This is a genomic window from Terrimonas ferruginea DSM 30193 (assembly GCF_000425585.1).
Taxonomy (GTDB): domain Bacteria; phylum Bacteroidota; class Bacteroidia; order Chitinophagales; family Chitinophagaceae; genus Terrimonas; species Terrimonas ferruginea.
In genome coordinates, this window is the sequence record NZ_AUDS01000014.1 from 174,563 (window position 1) to 192,149 (window position 17,587).

The following is a 17,587-nucleotide window of genomic DNA, read 5'->3' on the forward strand; positions in this document are numbered from 1 at the left end:
TCTAAAAAGAGAAAAACCATGACAAAAACTGCTTTATATCGCTACGCCCTGCTTGGCGTATTAGCGACTGGTCTGATGACCTCCTGCCAGGACAAGGACGAAAACATTACAGAAGAGCCTGTTGCAGATCAAACCTTCTCCGAAGAATTTGACAACCTTGCTGCTGCTGAAGGCAGAGGCTGGATTTTTGCCAACAAAAGCGATGAAATTCCTGTAGGTATCGAAAAAGGATGGATCACCACAAGTGCGGTTCCTCCTCAATCCGGTTCCGGGTTCCTGCTGTCTACCTATGAGGCAAGCGAAGGTGATGTGATCAATGCATGGGCGGTTTCTCCCGAGATCACTGTACAGAACGGCGATAAAGTTTCTTTCTATACCTTCTCTATCAACGACTATGTTGATCCGCTGGATATCTACCCTGACCGTCTGCAACTGCGTCTTACCACCAAGCCCGGTGATGACATGCTGAGCGACGATCCGACAAGCGCAGGTGCTTTCACCATCAACCTCGTAGACGTTAACCCCTTGCTCATTGGCTCTGAGGCCGGTTATCCCAGCCGCTGGACTAAATTTGAAGCAACTATCTCAGGTTTGAACAAGCCTGTAAAAGGCCGCGTTGCTTTCCGCTATTTCGTTTCTGACCTTGCGGCAAACGGATACGGCATCGGTATCGACAAACTGGAATACACCAGTGTGAACCACTAAGATTTCATAAATAATCATAAACGTTTAAGGCAGCTTTGGCTGCCTTTTTTCTTTTACCTTGCACACCATGATCACAATGTATACGGATGGAGCAGCCAGGGGGAATCCCGGACCGGGAGGTTATGGTGTCATCCTCATGTTCGGTGACAAACGCAAAGAACTTTCACAGGGCTATCGCCTCACAACCAACAACCGGATGGAGTTACGCGCCGTGATTGCCGGACTGGAAGCACTGAAAAAAGACGGATTACCCATAACCGTTTATTCCGATAGCCAGTACGTAGTGAACTCCGTGGAAAAAGGATGGTTGAAAAACTGGCTGGCTACGAATTTCAAAGGAGGAAAAAAGAATAAAGATCTCTGGACGCGATACGCCCAACTCGCCGCGAAACACCAGGTGCGTTTTAAATGGGTAAAAGGCCATGCCGACAATCCCTTCAACAACCGTTGCGATGAACTCGCTACCCAGGCAGCCGACAACGGGCCCCTGCTAATCGATACCGGGTATGAAGCAGAGATAGGCGGAGGACTTAAGGCATAATGGCGTTGTTGGCTTTGACCTCAACAAGGGTTGCGGGTTCGTGAAAACATCCAAGAGTTAGGTACGAAGTTGACCTTAACCTATCAAAGAAACCTGACGCTTGCTTGTTGGTCGGGAGACCAACAAGGGCAAAAAAAAGCGTGAAAGAACCTTCCACGCCTGAATATCATTTATTCACCTATTGACTTATTCACTTATTGTCCCACTGCCACAGTGGTTGTGCGCAGCACCTTCTTCGTAATCAGGTAGTGACTGCCGAACAACACACCAGAGAAAAACAAATCACCCAACAACGGCATCAACTCGGTACCGGCATACTGACGGTAAAACGCCAGCGCATCACCATAACACAACATCAGTCCTTCAAATGTCTGAGGGCGTCCGAGACCACCACTACCGGCCCATACCAGCAGGTTGGAGATCAGAAAGAACAATACAGAGCCGGCGACGGTAAAGCCCAGCACGCTCAATACATTTATTTTCTTCATCAGCATACCAAAGAAAGTAAGGCCGATGAACAACAGGTAAATACCCCACTGACCGGGATAAAAACCCTGGATGGCCGTAAGTCCGTTGCGGAACATCACTTCATATAATACATCAGAAAGGAACAGCGATACCAGCGGCAGAATAAATGCCATACGTTTGTTGCTGATCACAGCGCCACCGAATATGGCCATCGCCATTTGCGGAGCAAAACCATAAGGACGGTCGCTCCAGATACGGTACAGACTGGCGGTAAGAATCAATATAACAAAAGCCCAGATCGTTGATTTACTCAGTTTCATGATTTTCGATGCGGTTTAACTGCAAAGTAAGGGAATTTAACTGACATAGGTTAGTTAGCCGGCACACCGGCGCGGAACACCACCGCCGGCTCCAACGCGCGGATCTTTGTTTTTTGACCCGCAAAAGCCGCTGCTGCCAACTCCCCTTTCCGCAGTTCAATGGTGTTTTTCCCGTCAGACAAGGACACACTGCCTTCTGTAAGCAGGAATATTTCCGCAGTATCCGATTCCACTGTGAGCGTATCGTCTTTTCCCAGTGTTATTTTACTCAATTCAAAATCGGGGGCAGGCGTGCGGTAACGAAGCAATGCACCTTCCTTTTCTCCGTCCAGTATCTTCACTTCCGTTGGTTCACATCGTGTATGCTTAAGCAATTCCGGCACATCGATGTGTTTGGTGGTGAGACCGCCGCGCAGTACGTTGTCTGAACTGGCCATGATCTCCACATTTTGTCCTTCGAGGTAAGCATGCGGGACACCTGCATCCTGGAAAATAGCCTGCCCTTTTTGCAAATGCACCAGGTTAAACAGGTAAACAGAAAATATCCCCCTGTCTGTAATGCCTTCATGGTTGAAGGTGAGTGCCGCTCTTGCCGCCCAGAAGTCGGCAGAGGAGCGATTGAGCTGTCCCGCCTGGTATTGTGGCAGAATGCGGTCCAGCAATGGTTTCAGTTGCTGGTTCACCTGTTGCTGCGGCATCTCCATTACATAGCGGTAGAGTGCTTTGTAATCACTCTCTTCGCCAAAAACCGGCAACAAATTATTCAGCTCCGGCACTTCGCCCAATGTTTTTTTCAGTTCCGCTACGGGTTTAAATCCATGCAATAACCAGAATTCACCCATGGCTACCATGAGTTCGGGTTTATGATTATCATCTTTATAATTGCGATGAGGCGCATCTGGAGGAATGCCGGCGGCATTCTCTTTTGCATAATCCTGCACCGCCGCTTCTTTGGACGGATGCACCTGGATCGACAACATATCTTTTACATCCAGCAGTTTCAGCAGGTAAGGCATATTACCAAAACGCCGGGCTGTCGCTTCTCCCAATAATTTTTTATCCGATTGTATGTATTCGAGTAAGGATTGTTGATCGCCGCCGGGCCAGATCAGGGTGGAAGTGGCTTGCGGGTGTACGCCAAACCAACATTCTGCAAATGGCTGATGTGCGGGATTTTCAATCTGCAGCATGTCGGGGATAAAAACGTATCCGCCCCAGTCATAATGCCGTACGGTTCCTCTCAATTGAGCAATACCTTTCATGATTATTAGATTATCCGTAAAGATACAATATGGCAGCGCACAATGAATTGGGAAAATGGGGAGAAGAACAGGCCGCAACCTGGTTGCAGCAGCAAGGTTATGCCATCATCGCCAGAAACTGGCGGCACAGGCATCACGAGATCGACATCATTGCACACGATGGTAAAAAACTACATTTTATCGAAGTGAAAGTGCGGCGAAGTACGAGCATGGGTTATCCCGAAGAGAGTGTAACAAAAAGGAAATTCAATCACCTGAAAAAAGCAGCCGATGAATACCTGCACCTCCACCCGGAACACAAGTGGATACAATATGATATCCTCTCCATAGTGTGCCCGAAAGGAAAGGCCCCCTCGTTCTTTTTACTGCGTGATGTGTATTTGTAATGTTAATCGACAGCTATGAGCTTCCCGTCCTTATGCATGGATTCGATTTCGCTGATCGAAAAGGCTTGCTTTTCACTATCGTAAAGATCCTGCGACTTAAGATTTTTCAAGCCGCTTTTTTTATTGGTCTCCAGCATATGATAAAGTACATACACGCTGTCTTTACTTACGTCTGTTACTTTATAAAGGGTGAACCGCTCCGGCGCTTCTTCGATCGAATAAACATCGCCTGCCTGGGGGTGTGCGACCTGTTCGCGAAGGCGTGCCTGATCTTTTTTACCGGTGATGACAGCTGCAGTAATCAGCAGACCGAGCAGTATAAGTCCCGAGTACATATATACAGGCGGGCGGCGGTTTTGTTTTACCTGGTTATAAAATTCGCGGTATTCATCATTGAATTCTTTGACGGTCAGTGTCTGTTTGCAATGCGAACAGACACTAACACCTTTTTTGCCTATGGGGAAAAAAGGAATCCAAAATACATGTGCGTAACGTTGTACAACCACAAACTGCACTGTTGAAAGCTGTCCGCAGTGTATACATTTTCCCTGGAAAGTTTCTTGCGAGATTGCTTTGTTGCGGGTACCAAATATGATCATGCCGGAGGATTGGTTTAGATTTTGCCGGATTGCTCTACCCAGCCTTTTATCTTTTCTACCATCTTGTAAGTGGCGGGGCAGTATTCTATGTTTTGCTTGTGAATATGTATGTAGTCCACCATTTTCTTTTTAGGTAAATGCGGGAAGCCTGCGCAATCTACCGGGCGTATTTCATAGATGCTGCATTTATTATCCTCGAGGTTGAGGAATTGGCAGGGTTGTTTAACGTTGAGCCAGTCGCGGTTGCCACCCCGCTCCTGCCGCAGCCATTTCTTTTTGAATTCGTCCTGCGTCATGTTGAAATGTGCACTGATGCGGCGGATATCTGCCGGGGTAAAAGTCGGCGTCATTGTTTTACAGCAATTGGCGCAACTCAGGCATTCCACTTCTTTCCATACCTCGCCTTCTGCGCGTGACGTCAGTTTGTCGAGCCCGCGCGGAGGATTCTTTTCCAGTTTGGAGAGGAACCGGCGGTAGCGGCCTTTAGTATCTTTCATCACTTGTTGAAAATCGCGGAATGTAAACATGGGAAATAATTCAAAAGTCAAAAACGTGAATGGTCAATCGTGAAACGTGAATGGTGAATGGTCAATAGCGAAACGTGAATGGTGAATGGTCAATAGTGAATAACAGCTGAGAATCCCGAAGCCTGCCCCTTCGAGAGGCCAAAGCTTCGGCCTCAGGTATCTCCTTCCGAAACCTCTGGCTTCAACCTTACTCCTTAGCCCGAAGTATCGGGCCTTAGGCCTTCCCTCTCTCGCCTCCATTCGAAGATAAAAGAAAATTGCCGTCCAAGCCCCTGATTGGTTATTTTTGTCCATATCCAAAAAAACTGACGTATATGCGATTATTCTTTTTGCTTGCGGGCTCTGCAGCCCTGGCATTGGCCTTAGGCTCCTGTGGTTCAGGTAGCGGCTCTGCCACTTCTACTTCTTTCTGCGATACTGTTTGCCTCAAAGACACTTTGAAATATGAAGGCAGCAGCGCGATGAAACCTTTCGTCCATATCGTTCCGACCAACTGCTCGCCCGACTCTGTAACCTGGGGCATGGAGCGTAGTGAAAGCGATCACAGCTTTGCCTTCAGCGAATACCTCCGCCCGGGTATGAAGATCAACAAAGATTTTGTAAAAACTTCTTTCCGCGATACTGCCATGGCTTATGTTCAATTCAACGACTGCCAGAGTGGGCGCGGTTACCTCCTCAAACTTCCCTATGGCAAAGGCCAGAACATCCAGGTAAAACCAACGGCCGTTACACCATTTGATAAGAAATTCTCTATCACCGGTGACCTGGTCGTATATACTGACCGTGGCAACATCTTCGTGGAAGAAGTTGCTACCGGCAAAGAAGCCATGATGACCTTCGGCAAACAATTAGACATCAACTACGAAGATCTTCACCAGACACTCGACTCCGTCAACATCACAGCTACCCGTATCTGGGCCAAAGTGAAAATTGACGACAAGTGGCAGGAAATGGAAAAAAATATTACGCTGAAATAATTTATCCCGTGCGGGATGTGGGAGGCATATAAAAAAGGATTCAAGGCTTATCTGCAGTTGGAGAAATCATTATCCGACAACTCAACGGAGGCATATCTCCGCGACATTGATAAGCTTACGCAATACCTGCAGGAAAAGAACAACCTGCTGACGCCGGCCCAGGTCCTCCTGGAAGATTTACAGCAATTCATTCACTGGATAGCGGGCCTGGGCATGACAGCATCATCCCAGGCCCGTATTATTTCCGGGATCAAAGCCTTCTACCGCTATTGCGCTGCGGAGGAAATCATCACGGCCGATCCTACCACCCTGCTTGCCACACCCAAACTCAAACGCACATTACCGGATATTCTCAGTTTTGAAGAAATCGAAGCGATGTTTGACCAGATCGATCTCAGCAAACCCGACGGCACGCGCAACAAAGCCATGCTGGATACGATGTATAGCTGCGGACTACGTGTAAGCGAAGTAGTCAATTTACGTATTTCACAACTCTACCTCGATGTTGGTTTTATCCGTGTGATTGGCAAAGGCGACAAAGAAAGACTGGTGCCTATCGGCGATAATGCCATTAAAAATATCCGGTTGTACGCCGAACATGTACGCGTCCATATTCCGGTAAAGCCCGGCAATGAGGACATTGTATTCCTCAATCGCCGCGGTACGCATCTCAGTCGCGTGATGGTCTTTTTAGTGATAAAAGAGCTGGCGGCAAAAGCGGGTATACAAAAAACGGTATCGCCGCATACGTTTCGTCATTCCTTTGCCACCCACCTGGTGGAAGGAGGTGCCGACCTGCGCGCTGTACAGGAAATGCTTGGGCATGAAAGCATTACCACCACAGAAATCTACACGCACCTCGACCGTGAGTTCCTGAAAAAAACATTGGAAAAATATCACCCCGCCTTCTCGCGTTAAAGCCTGACGACTTTAGAAGAAGCCTGATATTGACCATCCGCGCTGCTCAAGCGAAGAATATAGGTCCCGGCCGGCCATTGCTGCACTGGCTGCCAGGTATAACGATTTACACCTTCTTTCGCTTTGATGTCAGTGTTCCATAACAGCTTCCCTCCCTGATCAAATACCTGCAAAGTATACGACGATGTTTTTCCAGCCGTCCATTCGATGGCCTGCTGCTGACCGCGGGGCAGAGGATTGGGGTAAGTTAAGAATTGAGTGTTTGCGGAAATCCTGTCTTCTTTTTTCTGCTCATTAATTGTAATCATGGTCAGACCGCAAACCATGTAACATACTCTCCTGATACGGTTTGTAGCTACTACCGTTACGTTCTCCTCACATACCGCTTTCCGTTGCATTTTGATGCTATCGGGCATATAGCCATCCGTTAATGAAAGTTTTACCGGTAGATAACCAATGGCGGTGACCTGCACGGTATACGAATTTCCATTTACCAATTTTTTCTTTATCACCTGTCCACGTTCGTCGGCCGCCTGCCGGGAAGAATCTTTTGCGCTTATGAGTTGAAGACTGGCGGCAGGTATGCCTTGCCCGTTCTCTTCATCGGCGATAGTGAGTACATTTTTTATTTTCTTCAGCGTAACAACGATAATACCTGAACGGCCATTTTGATGACATCCAATTAACGTATCATTCTTCAGGATATTCACCGATTCGATGGTATTGGGATCGATCGCGGCAACCTGCTCTTCTGTAACAACAATGCCGTCTACTACCCACAAAGGTTTATTGACTGTATCACGCTCACCGACTTTACAGCGCAGCTTAATTCTTGTCGCACCATTTTCCGGCGGACAGGCCTGCGCGAAAGCAAATTCGCTTATCAGCAGGAAAATGGAAAAGTAGAAAATTCTCATAAGCTTTGTTTTAAGTATTATCTTTTTTCGCTTTGACCGAACTTCATTTTCATGCAAAGGCGCTAAGAAATTAAGCCGCGGAGATTGGTATCAATATTCCTGCAATAAATTCGAGCCCTTTTATACTGTTTCGTGAAGACACGAACCAGGGATCATCGTACACACCATTGACTTACTCACTATTCACTATTGACTATTCACTATTGACTATTCACTATTGACTATTCACTATTGACTATTCACTATTGACTATTGACTATTCACTATTCACTATTGACTATTGACTATTGACTATTCACCTGTAGCTCATCTCCTTCCCCATCACCTTCGCCGCCAGCTTCTGCGCATTCTCGACAATGCAGATAAACTCCGCACGGTATCCCTCCGGATCGCGGTACTGCGCATTACGCGCCAGGTGTAATACCTGCTGATAGTTTGCACTGCCCTTGTATTCAGACGCGCGCAGCAACATACCAAACTCTGCTACGGCTGCAGCGAAACGGAAATTCTCGGATGCTTTTTCATAATTCTTTTCATTGTTGGCTACCACTGTTTCCATCAGTTGGCTTGTCTCGCTGTCGGGTTGTTTGTAACGCAGTTTCACGGTCATCAGTTCTGTTGTATTAGCAACTGCTACTACCGGCGTCTGCTGATATTTCAATGAATCGGGTTGCGCAAGCAAGGGATCATTTATTCCTACCGGAATGATTTCATAAAATGCCGTAACGGTATGACCACTGCCGAGTTCGCCTGCATCTTTTTTATCATCATTAAAATCTTCCTTCGCCAGCAGGCGGTTTTCATAACCAACAAGCCGGTATCCCTGTACCACCGCAGGATTAAATTCGATCTGCAGTTTTACGTCTTTGGCAATGGTAAATAAGGTGCCGCCGAATTCTTCCACCAACACTTTTCTTGCTTCGGCAATGCCATCGATGTAAGCATGATTGCCATTGCCCTTATCGGCCAATTTTTGCATTTTATTGTCTTTGTAGTTACCCATGCCATAGCCAAGTACAGACAGATAAATACCGCTTTTTCTTTCTACTTCAATCATTCTTTCGAGCGAGGCATCGCTGCTGGCTCCTACGTTGAAGTCGCCATCTGTGCAAAGGATCACGCGGTTGTTACCACTGCGCATGAAATTTTCTCGCGCGGTTTCATAAGCAAGGCGGATGCCTTCTCCACCTGCAGTTGAACCACCGGCTTCCAGGTTATCAATTGCATCGAGAATTACTTTTTTATCACTACCCGGTGTCGGTTCCAATACCAGTCCCGCAGCTCCGGCATATACGACTATCGAAACCATATCCTGTTCACGCAGCTTTTCCACCAGCAGTTTCATCGATGCCTTTACCAATGGTAATTTATCGGGCGAACTCATCGAACCCGATACATCGATCAGGAAAGTAAGATTGGATGCAGGCAATTTATCCATCGGAATATTTTTTCCCTGCAACCCGATCATCACGAGTTTATGCGATGAATTCCACGGCGCGGTGGCTACTTCCGTGTGCACACTGAAAGGGTCTTTGCCTTTCGGTTGCGGATAATCGTACTTAAAATAATTCACCAGTTCTTCCACACGGATCGCATCGGCGGGAGGCATTTTGCCGTTATTGATAAACCTGCGCATATTACCGTAAGCGGCTACATCTACGTCGATGGAAAAGGTGCTGAGCGGATTGTCTGTTGAACGAACAAAACGGTTGTCTGTTATGCGGTCGTAATCTTCGGTATTCCAATCCTCGTCTCTGTGATATCCCTGGCCGGTAGCCTGCAACCCCGGAGCACTTGCCGATAAATACGTTGTTGGACCCGGCGCACCGGATTTACGTTTACCATAACCTGTCACCACCACGTCTGCCAATTCGTTTGAAGTAGCTTTGAGCACAACGTTGATCGTGGTTCTGCCCGCGACTTTTACATCCTGCAGTTTAAACCCGACCATCGCAAACGAAAGGGTGCCCTGATTATTGGATACGGTAATGGTATAGTGACCTTTGGTGTCAGAAGTAGCGCTGGTTTTGGTCCCTTTCTCCGTAATGCTCACGCCCGGAACCGGAGCTCCTGAATCATCTGTGATCACACCGGAAACTGTATGAGAATGGACGGGTCTGAATGCGAGCCCCAGCAACAGCAAAGGCATCAACATAAAAAGTAAACGCTGCATAATAGGTATTTTGCTTATTGGATGCAGTGTTCGGAACGATTGCACAAATCGTTGTTATAATTTAGTAATTTTAGGCCCTTGGCATTTCTGAAAAATACATCCAGCCACGCGCTCAGCGATGGTCAGTTGGTTCAACAATACAAAGAAACCGGCGACCTGGCTATATTGGGCGAACTGTACCAGCGATATATGGAGCTGGTATATGGTGTGTGCCTGAAGTATTTCAAGGAACCCGAGACGGCCAAAGATGCCGTGATGCAGATTTTCGAAGAGCTGGTGACCAAACTCCGCAAGCACGAGGTGGAAAACTTTCGCGGATGGGTGCATCAGGTGGCTAAGAATCACTGCCTTATGCAATTACGCACACCCCGCAACCTGAAAACTGTAGAGTATAATGCGGAAGTTATGCAAAACGAAGAAAGTGTGCATCTGAATGGCATATTAGAGAAGGAAGAGCATTTTAAACAGTTGGAAAACTGCCTGGGCACGCTCACCAGCGATCAGCAGGAGGCGATCCGGTTGTTTTACCTGGAAGGGAAATGTTATAATGAAATCGTAGAACAGACCGGCCGTGAATGGAACCAGGTGCGGAGTTTTATACAGAACGGCAGGCGTAACCTAAAGAGCTGTATGGAAAAGAGTGAATCGGCAATCGTGAATCGGCAATCGTGAATCGTGAATATGGCTGTTTACTTAATACCTATAACTTTTTGATTTTGACTTTTGAATTTTGAATTATAAAGACAACATACCGTCATTTACCGCCGCTGATATCGAACGATATCACCGCGGTCTGCTGAACGCTGCCGAAATGCACCGCATGGAAAAAGCAGCGCTCGAAGACCCGTTCCTGGCAGATGCACTGGAAGGATATGAAATATCCGGTACGCAGGCGCAGGCAGACCTCACTGATCTGCAGAAACGCCTGGAAGCCCGTATACAGGAATCTGCCGATGAAAAAGTCATTCCCATTTCCCGCGCCGGCAGCAGAAATTTCCCCTGGATGCGCGCCGCCGCCGCTGTTATACTTATCGCCGGAGCAGGCTGGCTCACCTATCGTTTTGGTTTTGATACCAACAACGATAAAGGCAATGTTGTACAAAACATTCCTGCCAAAACAGATAATACGGTTACCCCGACTCCAGATTCCGTATCCAACGGATTCAACGCAATTACACCAACCGATTCAAAAAAATATACCATCACCGCTGATAAGCCTGCAGCAAAAACACCTGCTGATAATCCGGGTGCGGAACAACCCTTGTCCCAAGCCACAAAAGACGATCAGGCTTCCGCTGTCAACCAGCCCACTGCCACTCAAAAAGAACTTGCCGAAAACGACAGCCGTGCCAAACAGGAACAGGCCGCTAATGTATCGGCCAAAACATCCGTGAATGCGGAAGAAGTCAGCAATGCGCAAGCCGTCAAAGCAAGAGCTGTTGCCGCCGCACCGCAAAAAAAGCAGGCTGACGAGCGGAAGCTCTATGAAGTTGATGCAGCCAATGCCAATAATCAGACCCGTAATCAACAGGCTTTTATTCCACGCAACGTATACCGTGGCCGCGTATTGGATGCCAACAATAATCCATTGCCCTTTGCCAACGTTACCAACGTGCAGGATGGCATTGGCACCTACGCAGATGCCAAAGGTAATTTTGTGCTTACCTCTCCCGATTCCACCATGAATGTGAAAGTGAGATCGGTTGGTTTTGAAACAAACCAGTTGTCGTTACAACGCAATGGCATCGCCAATCGCGTCGTGCTCGCAGAGGATCATTCACAGGTACAGACCATGGTGCTGAACAACCGCCAGCTCAATACCAACCGTTCCCGTTCTTCCACCATCGTATTCGAAGAACCAGAGCCATTGGATGGTTGGGAAAATTATGACGCTTATCTCGCCAACAATATCCAGGAGCCCGAAGCTTCTACCCAGCTCAAACGCGCCGCTTCCGGCGGAGAGGTATCCGTTTCGTTTGAAGTAAACGAGTACGGCGAACCCGTTAACTTTAAGATCGAGAAATCACTTTGCACCATTTGCGACAAAGAAGCGATCCGGCTGATCAAGGAAGGACCACGCTGGAAACGCAAAGCGGGCAAACGTGTTACCGTCAGCGTTCCTTTCGGATAAATTCAAACGCACTCCGCATCTGATTTGCCTTAACTTTGCCGGGCATTCTCGTAAACAACTTAAACTATTTGCATGAAACGTTTAGTTATTGCCATGGGCGCAGTCCTGTGCATGTGCACAGCCAACGCGCAACTTAAAACCCCGGCTCCCAGCCCGTCTCAAACCGTAAAGCAGGAGTTTGGTCTCTCTTCTATCGAACTCAGTTATTCCCGTCCCGGTGTTAAAGGACGCAAAGTATTCGGCGACCTCGTTCCTTATGGTAAAGTATGGCGTACCGGAGCCAACGGCGCTACCGTGCTCACCTTCGGCGATGAGGTGACCATCGGCGGCACCAAAATCCCTGCCGGCAAATACGGACTGCTCAGCATCCCTGACAAAGACAACTGGACCATCATCATCAGCAAGCAAACCGACGTTACTTCTCCTGCAGCTTACAAACAGGAACAGGATGTTGTACGCTTCACGGCAAGCGTAAAAAAGGCACGCAAAAAAGCGGAGAACTTCACCATTCAGTTCAACGAACTCAATCCTACCAGCCTGCAACTGCAGATCCTGTGGGATAAATCGGAAGTAAGCTTCCCCATCACCACCGATGTAGATAGCAAAGTGATGGCCTCTATCGAAAAAGCCATGAAATCAGAAAAGCCGCCTTATTTCCAGGCTGCCGTGTATTACATGGAAAATGGTAAAGACCTGAACCAGGCACTCGAATGGTTCAACAAAGCCGTAGAACAAAATCCCAATGCTTTCTGGATACAGTATCAGTGGGCCAATTGTCTTGCCAAATTGGGTAAGAAAACGGAAGCAAGAGCCGCTTCTACGCGTTCACGCGAACTGGCTATGGAACAGAAAAATGAAGATTACGTAAGACTGAACGATAAGTTCCTGAAAGAACTTGGCAAGTAAGCACAGTTTATTTTCTTTATAAAGAAAAGCTGCGTCATGACTGACGCAGCTTTTTTATTTCCCTGAAATAATTGTTTCATCCGCAGGTTCCGGCCATATCTTTTGTAAAAGATTACTAAGCAGCACGAGTCCAATGGCCCCGATCATGTTTAACCAAAGGAAACCGAGACTGATCACTTTGTATTGCGAAAGCACAAATAAACCGATGGTCATCAATTCGATTACGATGGCGGCTGCAAACACGGCTCTTCCCTGCACTTTCTTGCAATAAAACGCCACCAGGAAGATACCGAGTATCGTTCCGTAGAAAAGAGACCCCAAGATGTTCACGGCTTCGATCAGGCTATTGCCGATGTTGGCTGCAAACATCGCCGCTATCACACAAAACAGTCCCCAGGCGAAGCTGTACCACTTGCCTGCACGGTAATCCTGTATTGGTGTACAGTCTTTTTTAATATAACGTTTATGAATATCCACCACTGTACACGAAGCCAATGAATTCAGGGCTGCCGCTATACTGCCCCACGAAGCGAGGAAGATCACCGCGATCAGCAAGCCCACCAAACCTACGGGCAGGTAATCGACCACGAAGCGCATGAAGATATAGTTGGTATCTTTTTCGGCTCCACCGTTTTGTTTTACCAACCCTTTCACCTGCATCCGTACAGAGTCGGACTGGCGCTGCAGCACTTTCAACGATTGCAGATGATGTTCCGACTTGTCTTCGGTATATTGTTTCAGCACGATGTCTTTTCCGAATTGCAGATGATCCATGCGGGTTTGCAATTGATGCAGCGAATCTTTATAAACCGATTGCTCCAGCCGGTCGATCTCTTTTTGGTTAAAGAAAACCGGCGCACCGCGAAACTGATAAAAGGAAAACACCAGCACACCGATCAGCAGGATAAAAAACTGCATGGGAATTTTCACCAGTCCGTTTAACAACAAACCCATGCGGCTTTCCGTAACAGACCGTGCCGTGAGGTAGCGGCCCACCTGCGACTGGTCGGTACCGAAATAAGACAAGGCAAGAAAGAAACCTCCGATGATACCGCTGAACAGGTTAAACTGATCGCCCCAGTTGAAGCTGCCGCCTTCCATGCCGGTTGTGATCACATTCAATTTGCCCAGCCGGCCTCCGATATCGAGTGCATCTGTAAATCCTACACTGCCGGGCAGACTGTGCACCACATACCATCCCGCGATAAACATGGCGGCGAAAATAATCAGCAGTTGCAATTTTTGCGTATGCGCAACAGCCTTTGCACCACCGGTTACAGTATAAATGATCAGCAGGCCGCCCATGAGCAGATTGGTGAGCGTGAGATTCCATCCCAGCAGGGCCGATAACACGATGGAAGGCGCTACCACACTAATGCCGGTGGAAAGCCCGCGTTGCAACAGGAAAAGTAAGGCGGTAAATGTGCGGGTGCGTCCGTCGAAACGCTGCTCGAGGTATTCGTAAGCAGTGATGATGCGGAGCCTTTTAAATACCGGCACAAAAGTGATACAGATCACGATGGCGGCCAGCGGCAATCCGAAATAGTATTGCAGAAAACGCATCCCGTCGGTATAAGCCTGCCCGGGTGCGGCAATAAAAGTAACGGCGCTTGCCTGTGTGCCCATAATGCTGAGCAGTACGAGCCACCAGGGCATGTTGCGGTTGGACAAAAAATATCCCTCCATATCCTTGGAGGAACGGCTTTTGTACATCCCGTACAACACAATACACGCAAGCGTAATAACGAGTACTATCCAGTCTGTACGGGTCATGAAAAACGTTGGGTGAAGAAATAGAGTATCGCGATCATTGCCACCAGCGCTACCAGTACGATTATGTACCAGGCAGTCCAGCTGCGGAATAAGGGAACCCTTTCTTCAGGTCCATTTTGCATGGCAGTTGTTTTATTCGTGAGCCGTCAATCGGCAATCGTTGCGCTCCCTGAGGCCGATACTTCGGCCTCCCGAAGGGGCGCTCGTCAATCGTGAATGGTGAATGGTGAATGGTGAATAGATAATCGTTACTGAGATCTCACCATTTCCACATTGACACATTTACACATTATTTCCTTCCTCTTGTCCATCCCAGGAACACAATCACCGTTCCGATGATCAATCCTAATATTAATCCGAGTCTTACTTTTTTTATCAGGGCTCCCAATACTACGCCCAATATGATAGCGACGATAAACGCCATCTCTCCTCTTCTTCTATCGGGCTGAAGGGTACTCATCTTCAAAATGCTTTTTTACCATTCAATGCGATCAGGTTGGCCAGCAACCGGTAGGCACCCGGAACACCCGCCGGCAATTCACGGAAGAACACCAGGCCCGTGTAAGTGAAATATCCTTTTCCATAACGGGCCACCAGCAAACTTCCTTCATCTGGCCGTTCGCCGGGATCATTCATTGTTAAAATAGTTTCAAAGTTTTTGTCCCAGTTCACACCGTGATAGATACTCCGCTCCTGGATCCAGCCTTTGAAATCTTCCTGGGTGATTTTATTGGGAAAATTCAATACCGGATGATCCGGCTTCAACACCGTTACCGGCGCATCTTCCCGTGTTACACGGGTACGGGAGATATCAAACGGATAAGGGCCAATGCGCGCACGCACCGGACCGATATTCGTACTCGTGTTGTACTGCACGATCAGGTTGCCGCCGTTGTTTACATATTCCATCAATTTGTCATAGTACTGGTTCAGCCATTCATTTGTATTGTAAGCCCGCACACCGGTTAAAATGGCGTCAAAACGCGCCAGGTCATTACGGGCCATTTCTTTTTCTGTCAGTAACGTCACTTCGTAGCCCATTTGCTCCAGCGCAGCCGGCACTTTGTCACCCGCGCCCACAATATAACCGATCCGTTTGTTGACCGTTTTGAGATCGAGACTCACCAGCCTTGCCGTAGCATCTTTGTAATAAACGATGTAAGGAATATGCGGGTATTGAATACTCCGGCTGTACCGGTCATAGGTCACGCCATTTTTTCCCCGGGCCTGCAACAATACCTGCTCTGAATTGCCTTTTTTCAACGGCCGCACTTCGGGTGCAAAATAATCAGACGGATTATTGGCTGTGCCGTATGCAAAACGGTCTTTCGAAAACCACCAGTCGGCAGTATGTTGCAAGCTCATTGCGTACTCAGCGCTATCGTTCAGGTTGGTTTTGAAATGTGTCCATACTTTGGTGACCGTATCATTTACCCAAAGATTGTTTTCATTGACAAAATTCAGTTCTACCGGTGGCAATACGACAAACGGTTCATACAATTCTCCTTTCACCGGATCCGTGAATTTGTATTTTACGGGAAGGGTCAGGTTGAGTGACTGACCGCCGATTTTCACGGTTGCCATTGCTTCGTAAGCAGGACTTACATCCGGCTGCCCGATCAGCAGTTGATCTTTTACGTTAAAATAGCCTTCTTCCATTTTATTGGCCAGCCAATACGGCTGCGTCACCGGTTTAGTGGCAGGAATGACAAAGTTTCTGGTGAAATTAATATTCTGGTTGGCAACCATTCTTTGCGCAAATACGGTATCAAATCCATTCAGCGCAATTTTTTCGAGTACGGCATCGGCACCCAGCCTGTTGTTGAAAATAAAATTCACGCGCATGGTGCCGGTTTGCACACCAAACTGGCTCGCGGTAGTTGCTTCGGCAAAAAGTCCGGCACATTGTTGGATCAATTGCGCCGTTTCCTTCAACTTTTGTTCTTTCCAATAGCCTTCGGGCAACCCGGAAATATTTTTATACAATTGCACTAATCCTTTCACGGATTGCTCGGGATGGCGCAGGTCAAACGAACGGATCAATGCCTCCACTTCATTGCTGATGGCGGCGCCTCCTTTTATTTTGTTCCAGCTTGCATCTATATTATCCAGCAGATCGTTCACCGGAGCTTTGCCGCCGGTGGTTTTGAAACGTTCGAATGATTCGCCGCGGCTGGCGGGTACGCCAAAACCCTGGCTTTTGTGCTGGCTGCGGCTTTCTGCAGCGATCTCGCCATAACTTTTTCCCAGCAATGGATTGAATCCGCCAACGTCTAGTTTGAATTGCGTATCATCCTGTGTATTGGTGCCACCAAAGTTGAAAGAGTTGAATAAGATACGGGTGGCCTGCCAGGGTTGTACATATTTTAATTGTTCCGGAAAACGCTTGGGATCGGCAGCGGCCGTAAAGGCTTCGTTGGCCAGGATAGCAGAGGCCGTATGGTGGCCATGTCCGCCTTCGCCGGTAGTGGGGAATCTGGTGATGATCACATCCGGTCGGAAACGGCGGATCACCCAAACCACGTCTGCCAGGATTTTTTCTTTATCCCATTTGGTAAATGTCTCTTCCGGGTTTTTGGAAAAACCGAAGTCGTAGGCCCGGCTGAAAAATTGTTCTCCGCCATCGATGCGGCGTGCTGCCAGCAGTTCCTGCGTGCGGATCAACCCCAATTCAACACCCTGTTCATCACCGATCAGGTTTTGTCCGCCGTCACCGCGGGTGAGCGACAAATAACCTGTTCTGTACAATTTATCTTTGGCGAAATACGTGATCAGTCTTGTATTCTCGTCATCAGGATGCGCGGCCACGTACAACACAGTACCCAGCACATTCAGTTTTTGCAGGCCCTGGTAAATATCGGCGGAGGTCCAGGTGGAAGGAGTCTGCGCCATGGCCCGCTGCATTAAAACCGTCAACAATAAAAACAAAAAACATTTCTTCATACCACCGGATTATTCAGCGAATATAAAGCATGTTGGGGAGC

Annotated in this window: 18 protein-coding genes; 8 read left to right on the forward strand and 10 right to left on the reverse strand. The window is 47.9% G+C overall.

Going from position 1 to position 17,587, the window contains the following annotated elements:
* Nucleotides 1–18 precede the first annotated feature (18 nt).
* Nucleotides 19–705, forward strand: coding sequence for a choice-of-anchor J domain-containing protein (locus tag H608_RS0105115; protein WP_155990058.1), 687 nt, complete (start codon nucleotides 19–21; stop codon nucleotides 703–705).
* Between the two features lie 67 nt (nucleotides 706–772).
* Nucleotides 773–1,246 carry a ribonuclease HI gene (rnhA, locus tag H608_RS0105120; protein WP_028786734.1) on the forward strand — a complete coding sequence of 158 codons (474 nt, stop codon included), beginning with the start codon at nucleotides 773–775 and terminating at the stop codon, nucleotides 1,244–1,246.
* A gap of 194 nt (nucleotides 1,247–1,440) precedes the next feature.
* Here rnhA and H608_RS21345 read toward each other — a convergent pair whose 3' ends face one another.
* Nucleotides 1,441–2,034 (reverse strand): DUF6580 family putative transport protein, encoded by a 594-nt coding sequence (locus H608_RS21345; protein WP_051268059.1) that lies wholly within the window; start codon nucleotides 2,032–2,034, stop codon nucleotides 1,441–1,443.
* A 50-nt stretch (nucleotides 2,035–2,084) separates the two neighbouring features.
* On the reverse strand, nucleotides 2,085–3,296 hold the full coding sequence (gene manA / locus H608_RS0105130; protein ID WP_028786735.1) for a mannose-6-phosphate isomerase, class I: 1,212 nt from the start codon (nucleotides 3,294–3,296) through the stop codon (nucleotides 2,085–2,087).
* Nucleotides 3,297–3,325: 29 nt separating this feature from the next.
* On the opposite strand from manA, the gene H608_RS0105135 reads away from it, so the two are divergent.
* A complete protein-coding gene (locus H608_RS0105135; RefSeq protein ID WP_028786736.1) occupies nucleotides 3,326–3,682 on the forward strand; it encodes a YraN family protein in 357 nt (118 codons plus the stop codon).
* Nucleotides 3,683–3,684: 2 nt separating this feature from the next.
* Here H608_RS0105135 and H608_RS23445 read toward each other — a convergent pair whose 3' ends face one another.
* Nucleotides 3,685–4,281 carry a zinc ribbon domain-containing protein gene (locus H608_RS23445; RefSeq protein WP_051268060.1) on the reverse strand — a complete coding sequence of 199 codons (597 nt, stop codon included), beginning with the start codon at nucleotides 4,279–4,281 and terminating at the stop codon, nucleotides 3,685–3,687.
* 14 nt (nucleotides 4,282–4,295) lie between these two features.
* A complete protein-coding gene (locus tag H608_RS0105145) occupies nucleotides 4,296–4,808 on the reverse strand; it encodes a YkgJ family cysteine cluster protein (protein WP_051268061.1) in 513 nt (170 codons plus the stop codon).
* Between the two features lie 314 nt (nucleotides 4,809–5,122).
* Between H608_RS0105145 and H608_RS0105155 the strand changes: the two genes are divergently transcribed.
* Complete coding sequence (locus H608_RS0105155; protein ID WP_028786739.1) at nucleotides 5,123–5,785, forward strand: hypothetical protein; 663 nt, start codon at nucleotides 5,123–5,125, stop codon at nucleotides 5,783–5,785.
* 15 nt (nucleotides 5,786–5,800) lie between these two features.
* Nucleotides 5,801–6,703, forward strand: coding sequence for a site-specific tyrosine recombinase XerD (gene xerD / locus H608_RS0105160; RefSeq protein WP_028786740.1), 903 nt, complete (start codon nucleotides 5,801–5,803; stop codon nucleotides 6,701–6,703).
* On the opposite strand, the gene H608_RS0105165 is transcribed toward xerD, so the two are convergent.
* Nucleotides 6,700–7,620 (reverse strand): T9SS type A sorting domain-containing protein, encoded by a 921-nt coding sequence (locus tag H608_RS0105165; RefSeq protein WP_028786741.1) that lies wholly within the window; start codon nucleotides 7,618–7,620, stop codon nucleotides 6,700–6,702. The genes xerD and H608_RS0105165 overlap by 4 nt on opposite strands.
* A gap of 295 nt (nucleotides 7,621–7,915) precedes the next feature.
* Entirely contained in the window at nucleotides 7,916–9,793 is a 1,878-nt protein-coding gene (locus tag H608_RS0105170; RefSeq protein ID WP_038007248.1) for a vWA domain-containing protein, read from the reverse strand.
* A gap of 78 nt (nucleotides 9,794–9,871) precedes the next feature.
* Here H608_RS0105170 and H608_RS0105175 point away from each other — a divergent pair, with 78 nt between their 5' ends.
* From H608_RS0105175 to H608_RS0105185, 3 genes are all read left to right on the forward strand, one after another.
* A complete protein-coding gene (locus H608_RS0105175; RefSeq protein WP_028786743.1) occupies nucleotides 9,872–10,465 on the forward strand; it encodes an RNA polymerase sigma factor in 594 nt (197 codons plus the stop codon).
* Between the two features lie 58 nt (nucleotides 10,466–10,523).
* Nucleotides 10,524–11,924, forward strand: a complete 1,401-nt coding sequence (locus tag H608_RS0105180) for a carboxypeptidase-like regulatory domain-containing protein (RefSeq protein ID WP_028786744.1) — start codon at nucleotides 10,524–10,526, stop codon at nucleotides 11,922–11,924.
* 72 nt (nucleotides 11,925–11,996) lie between these two features.
* The gene (locus H608_RS0105185) at nucleotides 11,997–12,830 is read left to right on the forward strand and encodes a DUF2911 domain-containing protein (protein ID WP_028786745.1); all 834 of its coding nucleotides are present in this window, start codon (nucleotides 11,997–11,999) and stop codon (nucleotides 12,828–12,830) included.
* Nucleotides 12,831–12,884: 54 nt separating this feature from the next.
* On the opposite strand, the gene H608_RS0105190 is transcribed toward H608_RS0105185, so the two are convergent.
* The 4 genes from H608_RS0105190 to H608_RS0105205 all read right to left on the reverse strand — a co-directional run bounded on the left by H608_RS0105190 (nucleotide 12,885) and on the right by H608_RS0105205 (nucleotide 17,546).
* Nucleotides 12,885–14,603: a sodium:solute symporter family protein gene (locus H608_RS0105190; RefSeq protein ID WP_028786746.1), complete on the reverse strand. Its 1,719-nt coding sequence runs from the start codon at nucleotides 14,601–14,603 to the stop codon at nucleotides 12,885–12,887.
* On the reverse strand, nucleotides 14,600–14,725 hold the full coding sequence (locus H608_RS24810; protein WP_281169162.1) for a hypothetical protein: 126 nt from the start codon (nucleotides 14,723–14,725) through the stop codon (nucleotides 14,600–14,602). Before H608_RS24810 ends, H608_RS0105190 begins: the two co-directional genes overlap by 4 nt.
* A gap of 167 nt (nucleotides 14,726–14,892) precedes the next feature.
* On the reverse strand, nucleotides 14,893–15,063 hold the full coding sequence (locus tag H608_RS24555; protein ID WP_169395512.1) for a hypothetical protein: 171 nt from the start codon (nucleotides 15,061–15,063) through the stop codon (nucleotides 14,893–14,895).
* A 2-nt stretch (nucleotides 15,064–15,065) separates the two neighbouring features.
* Complete coding sequence (locus H608_RS0105205) at nucleotides 15,066–17,546, reverse strand: PIG-L family deacetylase (protein ID WP_028786747.1); 2,481 nt, start codon at nucleotides 17,544–17,546, stop codon at nucleotides 15,066–15,068.
* Between the last annotated feature and the right edge of the window lie 41 nt (nucleotides 17,547–17,587).

Bases quoted from the DNA above. Each gene is read 5' to 3' on its own strand.
- H608_RS23445 (WP_051268060.1), bottom strand. From the start codon at position 4,281: ATGATCATATTTGGTACCCGCAACAAAGCAATCTCGCAAGAAACTTTC.
- rnhA (WP_028786734.1), top strand. From the start codon at position 773: ATGATCACAATGTATACGGATGGAGCAGCCAGGGGGAATCCCGGACCG.
- H608_RS24810 (WP_281169162.1), bottom strand. From the start codon at position 14,725: ATGCAAAATGGACCTGAAGAAAGGGTTCCCTTATTCCGCAGCTGGACT.
- xerD (WP_028786740.1), top strand. From the start codon at position 5,801: ATGTGGGAGGCATATAAAAAAGGATTCAAGGCTTATCTGCAGTTGGAG.
- H608_RS0105185 (WP_028786745.1), top strand. From the start codon at position 11,997: ATGAAACGTTTAGTTATTGCCATGGGCGCAGTCCTGTGCATGTGCACA.
- H608_RS0105165 (WP_028786741.1), bottom strand. From the start codon at position 7,620: ATGAGAATTTTCTACTTTTCCATTTTCCTGCTGATAAGCGAATTTGCT.
- H608_RS0105190 (WP_028786746.1), bottom strand. From the start codon at position 14,603: ATGACCCGTACAGACTGGATAGTACTCGTTATTACGCTTGCGTGTATT.
- H608_RS0105155 (WP_028786739.1), top strand. From the start codon at position 5,123: ATGCGATTATTCTTTTTGCTTGCGGGCTCTGCAGCCCTGGCATTGGCC.
- H608_RS21345 (WP_051268059.1), bottom strand. From the start codon at position 2,034: ATGAAACTGAGTAAATCAACGATCTGGGCTTTTGTTATATTGATTCTT.
- H608_RS0105170 (WP_038007248.1), bottom strand. From the start codon at position 9,793: ATGCAGCGTTTACTTTTTATGTTGATGCCTTTGCTGTTGCTGGGGCTC.
- H608_RS24555 (WP_169395512.1), bottom strand. From the start codon at position 15,063: ATGAGTACCCTTCAGCCCGATAGAAGAAGAGGAGAGATGGCGTTTATC.
- manA (WP_028786735.1), bottom strand. From the start codon at position 3,296: ATGAAAGGTATTGCTCAATTGAGAGGAACCGTACGGCATTATGACTGG.
- H608_RS0105205 (WP_028786747.1), bottom strand. From the start codon at position 17,546: ATGAAGAAATGTTTTTTGTTTTTATTGTTGACGGTTTTAATGCAGCGG.
- H608_RS0105115 (WP_155990058.1), top strand. From the start codon at position 19: ATGACAAAAACTGCTTTATATCGCTACGCCCTGCTTGGCGTATTAGCG.
- H608_RS0105135 (WP_028786736.1), top strand. From the start codon at position 3,326: ATGGCAGCGCACAATGAATTGGGAAAATGGGGAGAAGAACAGGCCGCA.
- H608_RS0105145 (WP_051268061.1), bottom strand. From the start codon at position 4,808: ATGTTTACATTCCGCGATTTTCAACAAGTGATGAAAGATACTAAAGGC.